The sequence below is a fragment of the Hymenobacter sp. BT559 genome (assembly GCF_017571525.1).
Lineage (GTDB): Bacteria > Bacteroidota > Bacteroidia > Cytophagales > Hymenobacteraceae > Hymenobacter > Hymenobacter ginsengisoli.
The window spans coordinates 34889-49235 of the sequence record NZ_JAGETY010000020.1 but is presented as its reverse complement, the minus strand read 5'-3'; the positions used below and the strand labels follow the sequence as shown (position 1 = coordinate 49235).

The window sequence follows — 14347 nt, the reverse complement described above, 5'->3', positions numbered from 1 at the left end:
GCGCCGGGCGGCTCCTCATGCACGAGTGACCTCCAAGTGCGTGCCCGTGGGACAGGAACGGGTGACCGACAGCTTCGCTTTCAGCTGTTTGGTGAGCGTGCGGACCAGCTGCATGCCCAGCGAGTGGGCCTTCGCCGGCGCGTCCTCGGCCGGCATGCCGGCCCCGTCATCGGCGATGACGAGCTGAAAGCCCATGGGGCGGCTGGCGAAGGAAACGTGCAGGTGGCCCTGGGCAAGGCCCTGAAAAGCGTGCTTGTACGCATTGGTCACTATTTCGTTGACCACCAAGCCCAGCGTACTGGCCTCTTTGGGACTCATGATTACCGGGGCCAGGTCCATGCTCAGTTCGATGTTTTGCTCGCTTGTATCAAGGGCGACTTTCAGAGAATCAAGCAGTTTGCGCAGGTACTGGTCCATGCGTACTTCAGCCAGGTTGTCGGCTTGATATAAGAATTCGTGTACCATGGCCATGTTCTGAATTCTGTCCCGGCTGGCACTCAACGCCGCCACCAGGGCGGGCTCGGGCAGGGTGCTGGCCTGCCAGCCCAGCAGGCCGCTCACCAGCTGCAGGTTGTTTTTCACCCGGTGGTGAATTTCCTGCAACAGCACTTCCTTCTCGGCCACGGCCCGGCAGTTGGCCTGGTTGGCCACGGCCAGCAGCGCTTTCTGCCGCCGCAGCCGCCAGTACAGCCACGCCCCTACCCCGATGGTCGTCGTCAGCCCGCCCAGCAGCAGCCACAGCGAGTGCAGCTGCGCCCGCTGGCTGCGCTGCTCGAACTCGGCGGCCCGCTTCTGCTCAGTCAGCAGCTTCACGTCGTAGCGCACCTGCAGCTGGGCCAGGGCCTGCGCCTTGTCGTGACTGAAGAGCGAATCCCGCAGGTCCTGCGCCTGATTATCTAAGGCAAAGGAGCGCGCCGCGTGGCCCTGGTCGGCCTGGGCCCAGGCCAGGCAGGCCAGGGCTTCGGCCTGGTACTCGGGCATCGGGGTTTGCTGGGCTAGCCGAAGGGCCAGCTCGGCTGCTTGCTGGGAGGCGACCGGTCGGCCCATTTGCCGGTAGGTGCGGGAAAGTGCGAGCGCGGAGGCAGTAGCTGGGGACACGAACTGGTGGCGCCGGAAAAGCTGCAAGGCCCGTCGCATATTCGCAGCTGCTGAATCGAGTCGGGTGGGGGTCTGCGGCTGCAGCAGGGCGTAGGCTTCCCCTTTAAACTGGTACACGCTCCCCTGCCCCCGGGCGTCACCGGCCTGCTGCATCGGGGGCAAGGCCCGCGCCGCATAGTACAGCACGGAGTCGTACTGCTGCAGGACCGAAAAGGCAGTGGCCAAATTCAGCAGCAGGCCGCCGCGCTCCTTGGGTTTGACCTGGGTGGCCCGGCCCTGCTGGTGGTAAGCCACCCGCAGCCACCGCAACCCGGCGGCCGCGTCCTTGGTGTCCACGGCGAGCACTCCCAGACACTGCGTGAAGCGCCACTGGTCGGGTAGCGCATGGGCCTTGGTGAGTTCCAGGCCCTGCTGGCAGTAGGCAGTAGCCGCGACGTAATCACTTTGCCGCTCGCATTGGACCAGCAGCTGATAGAGCGTCTCGGAGGCGCCTGGCCAGTCGCGCCGACGAGTGGCCACCGCCACCGCCTGTTCCCCTACTGGGCGGGCGTCCGGGCTGGCCTGGGTGAATAGGGCATCGCTCAGCGCCCGTAGTGCTTGATAGCGGGCTATGTCCGGTAGTTGCCGCCGCTGAACCACTCTACGCAGCGAGTCAACTTTTGCGCTGTCGGCTGACAGAGCCATCTCTACCGGCAAAGTGGTCGCGCTGGCTATCGTACTGGCCAACAGTAGGGCCAGAACGGTCAAACGCTTACCGGCCGCCACGTCGCTTCGACGCTACGGTTGGGCAGGGAATAGAAGTGCTGCTAGGCATTACTGAGAGAAAATAGGGCCCCTCCCCTACCCTGCCCAGCGGGCAGGTAGCGAACGGGATAGGTTGAAAGAGCGAAAGGAAATCCGGTGGCCCACCGATAGACGGGCCGGTGGAAGTGCACCTAACGGGTAAGCCTACTTTTTAGGCGACATCATCTGGCGCAGCTGCCGTTGAAATGCTTTCTGAATCTGGGCCTCGTTCGCCGCCTTAAACTTGGCGAGTATATTGTGAATAACATCGGTCGAGGAGGCTCCCCCACCCAGCAGCAGGCCCATCTGCTGGAAAAACTGCTGGTGGCTGGCCGTGATGCGAATCTGAAAAGTCTTTTTCTCCGCCGAATCCGCAAAAAGGGAGGTTAGGTCCAGCTTGTCCTTACCATCCCCCGTGGCCGCTGGCGTCGGCGCAGCTTCCAGCTCCTCTTCTTCCTGGTCATCCTCAACGGATAACTCAGCCGCCGGAGTGGCCGGCGGTGCCGGTGCCACCACGGGCGGTGCTGTTTCTCCCTTTGGTTCTACTGGGGCTGCGCTGGTTGTAGGCTTGGGAGCAGCAGCTGACGGAGGCGCGGGCTCCGTGGCGGCCACGGGTGTGACCGGCACGGACGGTTCCGTTTTTGCTGCTGGCACCGGGGGCGCGGCTTCGACGGGCACTGGGGCCGGGTCCGGGGCCGAAGCCGCCGGCGTGGGCGTAGGCTCCGGACCCGGGGTTGGGGTTGGCAGCACGAAAGGTTGGCTGGTCCCCATGTGGCTGATGGCCGCGACGGAGCCCGTCAGGCGGGCCAGCTCAGCCATTTGTTCTTCCGGGGTGAGTTTGGGTTTCTTGATGGAGGCTTTGGCCATGATGAAGAGAGGATGCAGGCTTGAAATTTTAGAGGAAAAGCAGCGGCGGATGAGCTGTGAGGCTACGCGCCAGGGGCTGACTCGACGGCCGGGGCCGTAAACGCAATGGTTTTACCCGAGGGCGTGACGGCCCCCTCCCCTACCACGAGGGTCAGGATTTCCAGGATGAGCTGACCCAGGCCGAGGCGGTTGAGGTCGCGCTCCGGCAGCGGAAACATCGTGGAGCGGTTTTCCTTGTAGGTCATCAGCAGCTCCACCCGGCTCTTGAGCAAGGGTAAGCCTTTCTCCTGAAAAAGCTCCTCCGTCTTGTCATAAATACCCTTCTTCTCGGACTTTACAAACTTGTTCCAGAAGGCGTAGAAGCCCAGCAGGTTGGAATCTTCGTCGCGGGCCTGCACAAACTGGCCCAGAATGCCCATGTAGGACATGGTGGAGGCAATTGAGCCCTTGTCCGGCTCAATTGGCAGGAAGATGTAATCCACCAGCCGAAGCAGCTCCGGGAGGCCCACCACATTCACCGTGCCGGGCGTATCCACCAGAATGAAATCGTAGTCCTGCTCAAACAACCCTTCGATAGAGCTCACGGCCTTCTCCACGCTGGAAATGATGACCGGATACGGCGGGATGCCCTGCTTCAGCAGGCGGGCCTGAAACGGCGCTTCCGACTGCAGCCGGTTCTGCTCTTCGAGGCGGTAGGCGTGCAGGGAGTTCTGCGGGTAGTCGCAGTCCACCATGGCCACCTTGTAGCCATAGTAGTAGCACAGCGCCGAGGCCATGTGCGTGCCGATGGTAGATTTACCAGCGCCCCCCTTCTGGGTGGCAAATGCGAGTACGTGGGGTTGATTCATGCGAAGGGCCAGAGGGTTTGAAGACGTTGAATTGCTAGTTGCAAAGTGGCGTTGTGGCTTCACAACTTAAGGGCAATGGTGCAACGCCACAAAGTTGTCTTGCCACAAAGCACATAAGTTTCATCATTGCAAAGTTGCAAAGCACCAAAGTTTATGTGTGGCACTGTTGTTTAGTTGTACTGTGGCGAAGGTAATAAGTTGCGTTGTTGCAAAGCAACTTTATGGCAAAAGTTTTCCACTTCGTTTTGTGGTAAAGTTGCAATGTTGTTTTGGTGAATTGGTGCAATCAGCCATGAAATAACTTGTGTTTACTTTAACCCGGTAGCATGTTGTATAGTGGCAAAGTTGCAATGGTGTAGTGTGGCTTATTTGCCTGCTTGGTTGTCCAAAGCCCCGGTTATATTATTTGTGAAGTTGTCGGGTGTAAAGTTGCAAAGTTTCAAAGTTGTATTGTGGCATAAATAATTAATCCTAACTTAGTCCTAGCACCGTGCAACGCCCTCGTACCACCAGCTCGTTCATCGTCTAGCAAGCCATGTCATTGTCCGGACAAACTTCGTTTGCCCAAGTCAATGACACCGCCAAGTTCGCGGGCTCACATGGCTTGGCTTGCTAGTTTAGCGTATAGTATTTAGCGATTCGTACTTTTAAAGTAGTTTTAGTAAAGTTGGTTAAGCCAACGTCCCCAGAACCAACATGGAGCCAGAGAAACAAGCGGAAACTGCCGTTGACGCCGCCCGTACTTTACGCATTGACGTGCGGGTGAGCCCAGACGAGAAAAAGGAGTTGCAGGCAAAAGCTTCGGCGGCTGGTTACAAAAAAGTATCGGCTTATTTGCGTGATGTGGGCCGGGGGGTGGAGGTCAAAGAAAGTATCCCGCCGGAGCTGCGGCGACAGCTGGTGGGCATTGGCACCAACCTGAATCAGATAGCACGACTGGCGCAGGCGGGTAAGTCTTTTAGCAGCCACGAAGCGCAGTTAGTACAGGCGCTGGCCATTATCAGAGGGTACTTGGTATGATTGCTAAGACCACTACGGGTAATGATTTTGAGGGGGCGCTGACCTACGGCGCGGGGCAGCGTCAGGGCCGGGGCAAGGAGCCGGGGGAGGCCCCGCTTTTGGTCGTGGCTAATCTGATTCCGGGCACTCCCAGGGAGATGGCACAGGACATGCGGGCCGTGGCGGCGCATAGTAAAAAGATTCAGAAGCCGGTGTGGCACACGGTGCTCTCGTGGAAGGCGGGGGAGGTGGTCAGCCAGGCGCAAAAAGTGGCCGCCGCCCAGCGGTATTGTGAGCTGATTGGCGCGCCCATTGACTGGCACCAGGTGGTGGTTTATGAGCACCGGGATAAGAAGCACGCGCACGTGCACATCTACCTGAATCGGGTGCCAATTGATGGGGGGCCGGCATTGCGGACGGATAATAACTTCTACCGGTAGCCGGCTATCACCCGGCAGATAAGCCAGGAGCTGGGCATGGACCCTATTCCCGAGCGGCGGCGTAGCCTGCGGGCACTGGACCCCACCAAGGAAGCAGCGCGGGAGCAGGTGAGTCGGGCGTTGCAGCACTTGCTGGCTCAAGTCGATAGGGGAGGGGAGGAGTGGCTGACTTTGCAATTGCAAAAAGAGCTGATTGGAGTCCGGTATACTCACGATAAGGGCGGCGTCCTGCGAGGCGTGAGCTTTGAGTTGAACGGCGTGGCGGTCCGGGGGCAGGAAGTGGGCTACAAAGGGGCGCAGCTGCGCGGAGCCCTGAACGCGCCCAGGCTGCAGGCGGCATTAGGGCCGGAAGTTGAGCGGACGCCGGGCGTGGACACGCCAGTCGCATTGCCAAAGCCCAGTCCGCCCGAGCCCACGAAGCGTCCCCGCCGGAAGGGGCCCGCCCGGTAGCGGCCGGACGGGTGGGAAGGTTCATTCGTGTGCCCGGCGTGCACCTCACCGCTGACTTTGGACCGCTCGTCAAATAATCCACTTGGCGCAGTCCCGGCGGGAGTAAGTTGCTTGATTCACCAAGCGTTTCAAGCAATGGAAGATGAGAAAGGACTGCGGAAAATCATGGAGTTTATGCGCCTGTTTGCCATTGTGCTGCTGGGCATCAACATCTACTATTACTGCTTCGGCTACTTCAAAAGCATGGGCTGGACACCGGCCGTGGTCGGACATATTCTGGAGAGCTTTACCAAGAATACCTTCCTGTTTAAGGCGAGCTGGGTAAGTAAGACGCTGGCCGTGGTCTTTCTACTGCTGAGCTGCCTGGGCACGCGCGGCCGGGCCAATGACAAGCTCAAAGGAACTTCGGTGGCGGGCTACGCCGCTATCGGGCTGGCGCTGATTTATGGCTCGGACGTGGTGCGCGGCTTCTCGCTGGGGGCCGGGCTGACGACGGTGCTCTATGCCGGGCTGCTGTCGGCGGGCTTTCTGCTGCTGCTGAGCGCCGGGGCCTGGCTGAGTAGGTTATTTAACAATGATCTGATGAAGGACATCTTCAACAAGGCCAACGAGAGCTTCCCGCAAGAGGAGCGGCTGATGGAGAACGAGTATTCGGTGAACCTGCGCACTGAATACCAGCTACGGGGCAAACAGCACCAGGGCTGGCTGAACGTCGTGAATCCTTTCCGGGCTACGATGGTGCTGGGCACGCCGGGCTCGGGCAAGTCATTTGCCATCATCAATGAGTTCATCCGGCAGCACCTGGCCAAGGGCTTCTGCATGTACATCTACGACTATAAGTTTGACGATTTGAGCCGCATCTGCTACAACACGCTGCTGCGCCACCAGGACAAGTTTGACAAGCCGGTGGGCTTCTACGTCATCAACTTCGATAACCCGCGCAAAAGCCACCGCTGCAACCCGCTGCTCCCGGAGCTGATGACCGACATCGTGGATGCCTACGAGTCGGCCTCGACCATCATGCTCAACCTCAACAAGAGCTGGATTCAGAAGCAGGGCGACTTTTTTGTGGAATCGCCCATCAACTTCGTGGCGGCCATCATCTGGTTTCTGAAGCTGTTTGAAAAGGGCAAGTACTGCACCTTTCCGCACGTCATCGAGTTTCTGAGCCGCGACTACGAGGAAATATTCCCCGTGCTGGCTTCCTACCCCGAGATTGAGAACCTGGTCAAGCCCTTCGTCTCGGCGTTTCAGAAGGATGCCATTGAGCAGTTGGAGGGCCAGATTGCCAGCGCCCGGATTCCGCTGGGCCGGCTGGCGTCGCCGCAGCTGTACTGGGTAATGTCGGGCAACGATTTCACGCTCGACATCAACAGCAACGAGGAGCCCAAGGTGTTGTGCGTGGGCAATAACCCCGAGCGGCAGGCCATCTACGGAGCGGCTCTGGGTCTTTATAATGCCCGGCTGGTGAAGCTGGTGAACCAGAAGGGCAAGCGGAAGTCCTCCATCATCATCGACGAGCTGCCCACCATCTACTTCAAGGGGCTCGACAACCTGATTGCCACGGCGCGCAGCAACAAGGTGAGCACCTGCCTGGGCTTCCAGGACTTCTCGCAGCTGGAGCGCGACTACGGCCAAAAGGAGGCCGAGGTCATCAAAAACACGGTGGGCAACGTGTTCAGCGGGCAGGTATCGGGCAACAGCGGCAAGTGGCTGAGCGAGCGTTTCGGCAAGATTCTGCAGCAGCGCCAGAGTCTGAGCATCAACATGCGCGAAACCAGCACCAGCCTGTCCACCCAGATGGACAGCATGATTCCGGCCAGCACTATTGCCAACCTCACCCAGGGCAACTTCGTGGGGGCCGTAGCCGACAACTTCGGCGAGGAAATCGACCAGAAGGTGTTTCACGCCCGCATTCAGGTGGATGTGAAGGCCGTGACCGCCGAGGCCAAGGACTACCAGCCGATTCCCGACATTACCAGCTTCATCAACCCGGCCACGGGCAAGGACGAAGCCGAAGAGATGATTAAGGCCAACTTCAATCGCATCAAAACCGACGTGAAAGAGCTGTGCGCCCGCGAGCTGCTGCGCATCGGGCAGGACCCGACGCTGCGGCACCTCATCAAAGAGAAAGCCGAGAAGTGACGGGGCGGCGGCTAGCTGCAGCAGCTGCCAGGTCCCTGCTGTTGGATGGGCGGGCAGGGCACCGTGCCGTAGGAGCAGTACAAGCAGCAGTCGCCGGCCAGGGGTTTGAGTACGGTGTGACAGCCCGGACACTCGTAAAAGTATTGGCAGGCATCGGTGGGCATCTGCTCGGTTTGCTGGTGCGCGCAGACCGGGCAGGTGAGCATGGAAGTAAGCTGCGGGATTTTGAGCGTAGGAGCAGGCATCCGGTAATTAGTTGCGGGTTATAATCTGGTAGCCGGTGCCGTTAATGGCTTGTTCCACCTGCGCGGACGGGGTTTTGTGCGCGTTGAAACGCACGTGCGCGGTGCCCTGCGCATACGACACGGAGACGGCCTGCACGCCCGGCAGCTGCTGCACCGCGTGCTCAACGTGCTGGGCGCAGGCCTCGCAGGTCATGCCCCCGATGCGGTAGGTGGCCAACTGCCATGCCGGCGTGACCCCGCTTGCTGCCGTGACAGCCGCCGCTGTGGGCGAGGCCGGGTACAGGCGCGCCCCGTAGTAGGGGAAAGCCAGCAGCAGTACCGCTAGCACGGTGACGATACTTAAAAACAGCTTGGTTTGGGTAAATGATGGCTTTGCATCTACCGCGCAGCCGCAGTCATCAGTGGCCGGGGCCGGCTTGAGTTTCTGGTACCACGCGAAGCCCAGCACGCCTAGCGTGAGCGCCACCAGGTAGGACCGAAAGTGTTCGAGCCAGGAAAGTGCCGAAGCGGAGGCACCCAGCCCCCCGACCAGGGCCAGCAGGGGCGTGATGCAGCACAGGGAGGCGGCCAGGGCGGTGAGTAGCCCCGCGCCGAGCAGCGGCTTACTGGGTGAGGCAGGCGTATTCATGGGGCTGGCTGAAGCGTTGGGGTGGCGGCGTGACCGGTTAACAGCGGGCGCAACAAGGGCAGGTGCAGTTCGCTAAGCGCGTAGAAAACTGTTTGGCCGACTTTGCGGTTCGTGACCACGCCGCCGTCCTTGAGTTTGCGCAGGTGCTGCGAAACGGCCGATACTGTCATGCCGAGCACGTCGGCGATGTCGCACACGCACAGCTGCTGCTCAGCCGCCAGCAAATACAGCAGCTTGAGGCGCACCTCGTTGCCCGCCAGTGCCAGGATGGTGGCCGTGGCCTCAAGGGACGGCCTCGCCAATGCCAGGCGCGCCTGGCATTGCCGGATGTAGTCAGCATCGGCAAAAACCCGGATGCAGGCGGTGGTCTCCATAAAAACACTTTTCGCAAAGGTAGTACTTGCGTGTTTAAGCAAGTTCTAAAATAAGCGAAGTTTTCGCCGAGCCATTCTGCCGTTCGTGTGGTGTGCCGGCACCTGGTGACCCAATTCAGACCACTCGTCAACTTTCTCCCCAGGGCCTGGTGGGGGCCGGTAGGTTTGCAGCGTCGAATTCCGGGCCGGCCGCGCCTGCGCCGGCCGGAAGGGCAGCTTTTATTCACCTACCCATTCCTCCTATGGCTGAGCAAGATGAAGTGAATACCCCCACGCCGGAGCGCTGGTACCTGAGTGCGGTGCCGACTTCCAACGGCAACCTCAGCGGCAAGGGCCTACAGCGGCAGCCCGCCGGGCATTCCCTCTATGAGATTCAGATTAATCCTGCTAATCCCAACCAGGCGGCCCTGCTGCCGGCGCCCGGTGCGGATGGCCAATTGCTGAATGCCTTCGACCACGCCCTGATGCGGGCCTTTACCACCAACCGGCTCCCCGGCCGGGAGGATAAGTTTCTCACGGTGGAAAAGCCCACGCTGCTGGAAAAGGTGGGCGATAACTGGAAAATCACCGAACAGGACCGCGTAGGCTACAGCGCCACCGAACCGGAGCAGCGGTTGCAGGTATTTGGTCAGACGTCCCCACAGGCTGCCCAGCAAGCCGAATTAACAACGCGGGCCGAGGAGCTGGCCGGCGAGGTGGCCACCACCACCGGCACCGTTCGCACGGCGGCGGAAGCCGAACTGGAAGGGGTAGCCAACCGCGCGCAGCAAGGCCCTGACGAAAGCCGGGCCACTTACGCGGATGCGTTACGCGACGAAGCCCGGGCGGAAGTAGCAGCAGGACCCGCCGCGTCGGAGCGGCAACAGCCGGTAGGAGAGGGGCCAGGCAGCGAGCAAACGTCCGTGGGTCCTACGCCGGCCGCGGATGCCGCGGCCGGCGCGGAGCCGGTCGGGGAACTGCGCATTACCTGGCAGCAGAAGGGCGACGAGGTGGCCCCGCTGCTGGAAATGCGGGCCTATCTTGACCAGCTCAAGGAAGCCGGCGTGGCGGTGGGCGCTTTGCAGCTGGAGCGCGACCCGGCCGGTAAGCTCAATGGCGGCTTCGCGGTGAGCTACGACCCCGAGTCGCACAAACTGGGCCAGCTGGAAGCGGCTCTGCAAGGCTTTCGGCAAGTGGGGAACGGCGTGGCTGTGCTGGAGAAACCCGAGCAGGCCGCCGCCCGCCGGCAGGAAGTGGGCTACGATGACGACTACGAGCCGCAGCGCAGCAAGCAGGTCCGCGAGGCCTTCGGGGTGAAGCAGTGGGACGCGCTCAGTGCCCAGCTCTCGGCCGTGCCCAAGCACGCCCTCACCGCTCCGGAGCAGGTGCAGCAGGCCGCAGCCGAGCAGCGGGTGCAGCAGCTGGCCCAGCAACAGGGCAAAACCACCGAGCAGGTTATCCGCGACGGCAAGAGCATTTTTGACATCGACACCAGCGGCAACCCCGCGTCGGCGTTTCTGAAAAACTTCTACGCCCACCTGAACGGCGGCCCGAAGACCCGCCAGAATCTGGAAGTCGACTATGAGAAAACCCGCCAGGATTTGCAGGCCCGCCTCACCCGGCACGCCGGGGCGGCCCAGCCGGAACTCGCGCCCGGCCCGCCGGTCCCGGATGCCAAGGCACCGGCCGTGGCTGCTGAGCCCGGCGTGAAGGCTGCCCGTCAGACCGTCGCGGTGCCGGCCCCGCCGGCGGCCCTATTCAAGGCCGATGAAGTGCCGCAGAAAGTGCTGGCCTCCCTTGGGCTGAATCTGGCTAAGTTAATGAGCGGCGGGCAGCTGCAAAAGCTGCTCAGCGGCGAGAAAACCGACTTGTTACCTCTGCAGGTAGCGGGCAAGGAGGGGCAGGAGCCCGTGAAGTTCGAGGGCAAGATGGTGCTTCACCGCGAGGCCGACGGGACCGCTACGCTCAAAATGGAATTGCCCCAGGAAAAGCTGGTCATTCCCAACGAAATTGGCGGGCAGCCCTTTACGCCCGAGCAGCGCCAGCGGCTCGAAACCGAGGGCAACGCCGGCCTGATTCGGGGCCTCAAAGACGAGCAGGGCCGCGAGTTCAACGGCTACGTAGCCGTGGACAAGGCCATGAACCAGGTCGTGGTGCTGCCCGAAAACAAAGTGACCCTGCACGACACCGTGGCCGGCGTTAAGCTCACCCCCGAGCAGAGTCATGACCTGCGCGAAGGCAAGGTGGTGGCGCTGGCCAACATGGCCAGCGGAAACGGCGGACAGAAGTTCGACGGCACCGTGCAGGTGAATGCCGCCAAGGCCTGCATCGAGGTGAAACCGGCCGCCCACGAGCTGGGCCAGCGCCAGGCCCCACGGGCCGAGCAGACGGTGAAAGGCACCACCCAGACCGTGACCCCGGCCCCCGTGAAGGTCGAAGTGCCCCAGGTGAAAACCCGGGGTCCCCGCCACTAGCCGGGCCTCCCTCAAAACCTCCATTTCTCACCCTACAAGCCCGGAAGCCTACTTCCGGGCTTCTTTTTTCTGCCTTCCATCCTTCAAACTAATCTGTTTTACCATGGAACACGAACTCACCTTCCAGAAGATTAAGGAGCAGGTGGAGCTGCCAACCTTAAGCGAGCTTTCCCTTGCGTATCAATTAGCGGCCAGCGTCCAGGAAGTGAAGTTTGAGACAAAATTCAGGCGCGCAGATACTGGTACCGTGAAAGATGTTGACTTAACCGCGACCGACAGCAACGGCGCGGTTGTTCACTACGAAGTCTACATGCCCAACAAAGACATGAAGGTCGAAGGCTACTTTGACCTAAGCCAGGATGACACCCTCTTCGCGGATAGAATCAAAGCAAAGATTCTGGATAAGTTCGGAAATGGGGTTGTCAATGAACTGGAAGGGTCAACCTTATTGGCGATAAACACCGCCTTCTTCGATACACTTCGTCTAAAAAAATGCTTTGTCGCTCGCAGCTGCTGACGATGCATGGCTGCGCACGCTCATCCCGGAGCACATGGCTGGGCTGCTGTTATTCGATGATGACTTCGAAACCCATGACTCTTTCACCTTTGTGCGGCGGCTAATGAAGGCCTGAGTGCAGACGCTAATAGGGTTGGGCAGTCGTCGGAAAGCTGCTTAAGACAGCGTGGTGCTGACTACGTGGCTGCGGGCTTCCGGGTCGCCCTGCTGGGTTTCGTGCTGCACGTAATATTCCAGCTTAGTTCCCGGCGCGAAAACGTCGGCGTCCAGATAAGGCGAGCGGGTATTCACCGCCACCCGCTGCCAGGGGCCAGCCTCACCGCCCACCCGGCGGAAGATGTGGGCCACTTCGAGTAGCTCTTTTGAGAAGGTCAGATGGCGGCCTTCCGGTGTTAGCACAAGGTCAATCTTAGCAGTGGGCATAAGGGAGGAGGATTGTGAGTGGGCTGAGCGACCATGCCCAGTAGCATAAGCAAAGCCTACGCAGCATTCTACATCGCTAGCCACGCCAGGTGTCCGTGCGCTTCGAGCAGGGCCACCGTGTGGTGCCAGTAGAACAGCGCGTCTCCCGGCACCGAGCGCAGCTTGTTGAGGTAGTTAAAGTCGGGATGCGGCACAAAGAAGGTGCGCGGGTCAGTGCCGGGCACTGGCCGAGGCAAGGGGGAATAGTCCTGGGTGAGCAATCGGGCCGTGAGATAAGCCACGCGGGCGGCGGCGGCCACGGCCTGGTCTTCGCGGAACGCCCCGTCGATAACGAAGTTGCGGAAGCCGGCAATGCCGCGGCGCAGCTCGGCCGGGGCCAGCTCCTTGGCCGGGGCCCGGTTGAGTTTCATCTGGGCCAGCAGCCGGGCCGTTTGCAGGGAATCTGCCAGCACATCCGCCGCGCTGGTTTCGGACAGGTGGCGGTAGCGCAGCTCCTTGGCCACGGTGGCAGCAAACGACTCGGCCACGGTGGCCACGTCCTGCACCTGGTCAAAGAGTACGCCCACGTCGAAGAGCTGCTTGATGATTTCCAACTCCTTCCCCTTGCCGTAGAGAATGCCGGTGGTGCGCGGGGCAAAGGCCGTGAGCTTGTCGCCGGCGATGGATTCAACGCTCGGGGCCGCAACGCGTAGGGGTTCGCCCGCTTGGTGCAGGAAGGGGGAGACCACCGGCACTTGCAGTACCTGCGGGTAGTTGTGCTCTTCAAACAGCAAATCGATGGCGATGGACCGCTGCGGGTGCTCGGCCAGCAGCTGCTGGTCCAGGGCCGAGTCGTAGAACACGTAGTAGTGGCCCCGCGGCACATCATCCTTGTGGCTGCGGGTGGCGTCGTACGCAAACGAGCGAAACGGCGGCTGCGCGCAAACCTGCGTCAGGGCCGCCTCAATAGCCGCCAGCTCGGCCTGGGTAACCAAATCCACGTCCACGGAAAAGCGCCGGGCCTGGCCCAGCACGAGCACCAGGCAGGTGCCCCCCTTAAACGTGAAGGGTAGCCTGGTCTCAACCAACCGCTCGACCAGGGTGAGGGCCAGAATCATCTTCTCCAGAATGGAAGGGTCCAGGCCGGGACGCTGCTGGCAGTGGTCCATCATCCACTCGCGGGTAAAAGAGGTCGTCGTAATCATGCGGGAAGCAGCGAAGAAAGGCCCACGGCCAGCAGCAGCTCGCGTAGGGCGGGCGCTTTGCCCCGCCGCCTGGCGTAGGAAAACAGGGTGCGGCCATCGATCCGGTACTGGCGGGCGGCCGTGCGGTAAATGGTGCGCAGTTCCTCGCCCTGGTAAGCCGCGAATACCGTGGGGTCGCTGAGCAGGTCCACCAGCAGCTTCTCCAGGCGCGGCACGGGCGTATCGGCCACGTGCTGCACGGGGGCGCGGCTCACCAGCGGCAGCACCAGCACGGCATCAGGGGTTTCGGCCACGTACAGCTCCAGCACGCGGGCATCGGGTTGCAGAAACACGCGCGCCCCCAAGCGGTCTTTCAGGGCGTAGAAAGTTGATTGCAGTGCTTCGGGCTCCACTTCTACCAGCTGCATCGTCCGCATCAGTTGGTGAGTGGTGAAGTCGTTCAGCCACTGGGTGGTCCACACGCAGCCACTGCGTAGGAATAGCTCGGTAGCAACCGCCCGCCACAGGCTCGTCAGCTCCGGCGGTACCAGCGGAGTGAAGTCGGCCACGAGGGCTCCATCCGGCAGCGCGTACACGCCCCGGCCCGCGTGAATTAGTTGGTTGCGCTGGGTTAGCCGATGCAGGTATACGTCGAAGGTGGCCTGCTTAAGCGTTGGGTTCAGCGTAGCCACCCGCGCCAGCAATTCCTTGCGTGAAAGCACGGGCTGGTTGCCAAACCAATTGTGAAGCTGGGCCTCTACGGTTGCCAGGAAATGCTCGTCAGACGAATGCATGATGCAAGATACGCCAATAAATGTTGATTGGTGGCATATCTTTCAAGATGCGATTAATCCTAGCGGAAGGTGGCTGCCCGGAATGCGACAGCTTGAATAGTTGCCAGAAGTGACAAATCC

At 61.1% G+C, this 14347-nt stretch carries 15 protein-coding genes; 6 read left to right on the top strand and 9 right to left on the bottom strand.

Going from position 1 to position 14347, the window contains the following annotated elements; translation table 11 throughout:
• Positions 1-15 precede the first annotated feature (15 nt).
• The 3 genes from J4D99_RS22290 to J4D99_RS20425 all read right to left on the bottom strand — a co-directional run bounded on the left by J4D99_RS22290 (position 16) and on the right by J4D99_RS20425 (position 3596).
• A complete protein-coding gene (locus J4D99_RS22290; protein ID WP_208133605.1) occupies positions 16-1617 on the bottom strand; it encodes a sensor histidine kinase in 1602 nt (533 codons plus the stop codon).
• Between the two features lie 429 nt (positions 1618-2046).
• On the bottom strand, positions 2047-2748 hold the full coding sequence (locus J4D99_RS22100) for a hypothetical protein (protein ID WP_208133604.1): 702 nt from the start codon (positions 2746-2748) through the stop codon (positions 2047-2049).
• A gap of 62 nt (positions 2749-2810) precedes the next feature.
• The gene (locus J4D99_RS20425) at positions 2811-3596 is read right to left on the bottom strand and encodes a ParA family protein (RefSeq protein WP_169533839.1); all 786 of its coding nucleotides are present in this window, start codon (positions 3594-3596) and stop codon (positions 2811-2813) included.
• Positions 3597-4292: 696 nt separating this feature from the next.
• On the opposite strand from J4D99_RS20425, the gene J4D99_RS20420 reads away from it, so the two are divergent.
• The 3 genes from J4D99_RS20420 to mobC all read left to right on the top strand — a co-directional run bounded on the left by J4D99_RS20420 (position 4293) and on the right by mobC (position 7630).
• Positions 4293-4616, top strand: coding sequence for a plasmid mobilization protein (locus J4D99_RS20420; RefSeq protein ID WP_208133603.1), 324 nt, complete (start codon positions 4293-4295; stop codon positions 4614-4616).
• Positions 4613-5035 carry a relaxase/mobilization nuclease domain-containing protein gene (locus J4D99_RS20415; protein ID WP_208133602.1) on the top strand — a complete coding sequence of 141 codons (423 nt, stop codon included), beginning with the start codon at positions 4613-4615 and terminating at the stop codon, positions 5033-5035. The genes J4D99_RS20420 and J4D99_RS20415 overlap by 4 nt, the downstream gene beginning before the upstream one ends.
• Before the next feature lie 585 nt (positions 5036-5620).
• A complete protein-coding gene (mobC, locus tag J4D99_RS20410) occupies positions 5621-7630 on the top strand; it encodes a conjugal transfer protein MobC (protein WP_208133601.1) in 2010 nt (669 codons plus the stop codon).
• Between the two features lie 11 nt (positions 7631-7641).
• On the opposite strand, the gene J4D99_RS20405 is transcribed toward mobC, so the two are convergent.
• Genes J4D99_RS20405 through J4D99_RS20395 form a run of 3 tightly spaced genes read right to left on the bottom strand, consistent with a single transcriptional unit; the run spans position 7642 to position 8877 of the window.
• Positions 7642-7875, bottom strand: a complete 234-nt coding sequence (locus J4D99_RS20405; protein ID WP_208133600.1) for a GDCCVxC domain-containing (seleno)protein — start codon at positions 7873-7875, stop codon at positions 7642-7644.
• 7 nt (positions 7876-7882) lie between these two features.
• Positions 7883-8503 carry a mercuric transport protein MerTP gene (gene merTP / locus J4D99_RS20400; RefSeq protein ID WP_208133599.1) on the bottom strand — a complete coding sequence of 207 codons (621 nt, stop codon included), beginning with the start codon at positions 8501-8503 and terminating at the stop codon, positions 7883-7885.
• Entirely contained in the window at positions 8500-8877 is a 378-nt protein-coding gene (locus J4D99_RS20395) for an ArsR/SmtB family transcription factor (protein ID WP_208133598.1), read from the bottom strand. Before J4D99_RS20395 ends, merTP begins: the two co-directional genes overlap by 4 nt.
• 242 nt (positions 8878-9119) lie before the next feature.
• On the opposite strand from J4D99_RS20395, the gene J4D99_RS20390 reads away from it, so the two are divergent.
• The 3 genes from J4D99_RS20390 (at position 9120) to J4D99_RS22060 (ending at position 11962) form a co-directional block, all read left to right on the top strand.
• Entirely contained in the window at positions 9120-11330 is a 2211-nt protein-coding gene (locus tag J4D99_RS20390; protein ID WP_208133597.1) for a DUF3945 domain-containing protein, read from the top strand.
• 103 nt (positions 11331-11433) lie between these two features.
• Positions 11434-11847, top strand: a complete 414-nt coding sequence (locus tag J4D99_RS20385; protein ID WP_208133596.1) for a hypothetical protein — start codon at positions 11434-11436, stop codon at positions 11845-11847.
• Positions 11828-11962: a hypothetical protein gene (locus J4D99_RS22060; protein ID WP_255555168.1), complete on the top strand. Its 135-nt coding sequence runs from the start codon at positions 11828-11830 to the stop codon at positions 11960-11962. Before J4D99_RS20385 ends, J4D99_RS22060 begins: the two co-directional genes overlap by 20 nt.
• Positions 11963-12003: 41 nt before the next feature.
• Here J4D99_RS22060 and J4D99_RS20380 read toward each other — a convergent pair whose 3' ends face one another.
• From J4D99_RS20380 to J4D99_RS20370, 3 genes are all read right to left on the bottom strand, one after another.
• Complete coding sequence (locus J4D99_RS20380) at positions 12004-12270, bottom strand: hypothetical protein (protein WP_208133595.1); 267 nt, start codon at positions 12268-12270, stop codon at positions 12004-12006.
• Positions 12271-12338: 68 nt separating this feature from the next.
• Positions 12339-13454 carry a nucleotidyl transferase AbiEii/AbiGii toxin family protein gene (locus J4D99_RS20375; protein ID WP_208133594.1) on the bottom strand — a complete coding sequence of 372 codons (1116 nt, stop codon included), beginning with the start codon at positions 13452-13454 and terminating at the stop codon, positions 12339-12341.
• The gene (locus J4D99_RS20370; RefSeq protein WP_208133593.1) at positions 13451-14227 is read right to left on the bottom strand and encodes a DUF6577 family protein; all 777 of its coding nucleotides are present in this window, start codon (positions 14225-14227) and stop codon (positions 13451-13453) included. Before J4D99_RS20370 ends, J4D99_RS20375 begins: the two co-directional genes overlap by 4 nt.
• Between the last annotated feature and the right edge of the window lie 120 nt (positions 14228-14347).

Coding starts and splice junctions, on each gene's coding strand:
- J4D99_RS20385 (WP_208133596.1), top strand. CDS start 11,434: ATGGAACACGAACTCACCTTCCAGAAGATTAAGGAGCAGGTGGAGCTG.
- J4D99_RS20395 (WP_208133598.1), bottom strand. CDS start 8,877: ATGGAGACCACCGCCTGCATCCGGGTTTTTGCCGATGCTGACTACATC.
- merTP (WP_208133599.1), bottom strand. CDS start 8,503: ATGAATACGCCTGCCTCACCCAGTAAGCCGCTGCTCGGCGCGGGGCTA.
- J4D99_RS20390 (WP_208133597.1), top strand. CDS start 9,120: ATGGCTGAGCAAGATGAAGTGAATACCCCCACGCCGGAGCGCTGGTAC.
- J4D99_RS20415 (WP_208133602.1), top strand. CDS start 4,613: ATGATTGCTAAGACCACTACGGGTAATGATTTTGAGGGGGCGCTGACC.
- mobC (WP_208133601.1), top strand. CDS start 5,621: ATGGAAGATGAGAAAGGACTGCGGAAAATCATGGAGTTTATGCGCCTG.
- J4D99_RS20380 (WP_208133595.1), bottom strand. CDS start 12,270: ATGCCCACTGCTAAGATTGACCTTGTGCTAACACCGGAAGGCCGCCAT.
- J4D99_RS20425 (WP_169533839.1), bottom strand. CDS start 3,596: ATGAATCAACCCCACGTACTCGCATTTGCCACCCAGAAGGGGGGCGCT.
- J4D99_RS22100 (WP_208133604.1), bottom strand. CDS start 2,748: ATGGCCAAAGCCTCCATCAAGAAACCCAAACTCACCCCGGAAGAACAA.
- J4D99_RS20375 (WP_208133594.1), bottom strand. CDS start 13,454: ATGATTACGACGACCTCTTTTACCCGCGAGTGGATGATGGACCACTGC.
- J4D99_RS20370 (WP_208133593.1), bottom strand. CDS start 14,227: ATGCATTCGTCTGACGAGCATTTCCTGGCAACCGTAGAGGCCCAGCTT.
- J4D99_RS20420 (WP_208133603.1), top strand. CDS start 4,293: ATGGAGCCAGAGAAACAAGCGGAAACTGCCGTTGACGCCGCCCGTACT.
- J4D99_RS20405 (WP_208133600.1), bottom strand. CDS start 7,875: ATGCCTGCTCCTACGCTCAAAATCCCGCAGCTTACTTCCATGCTCACC.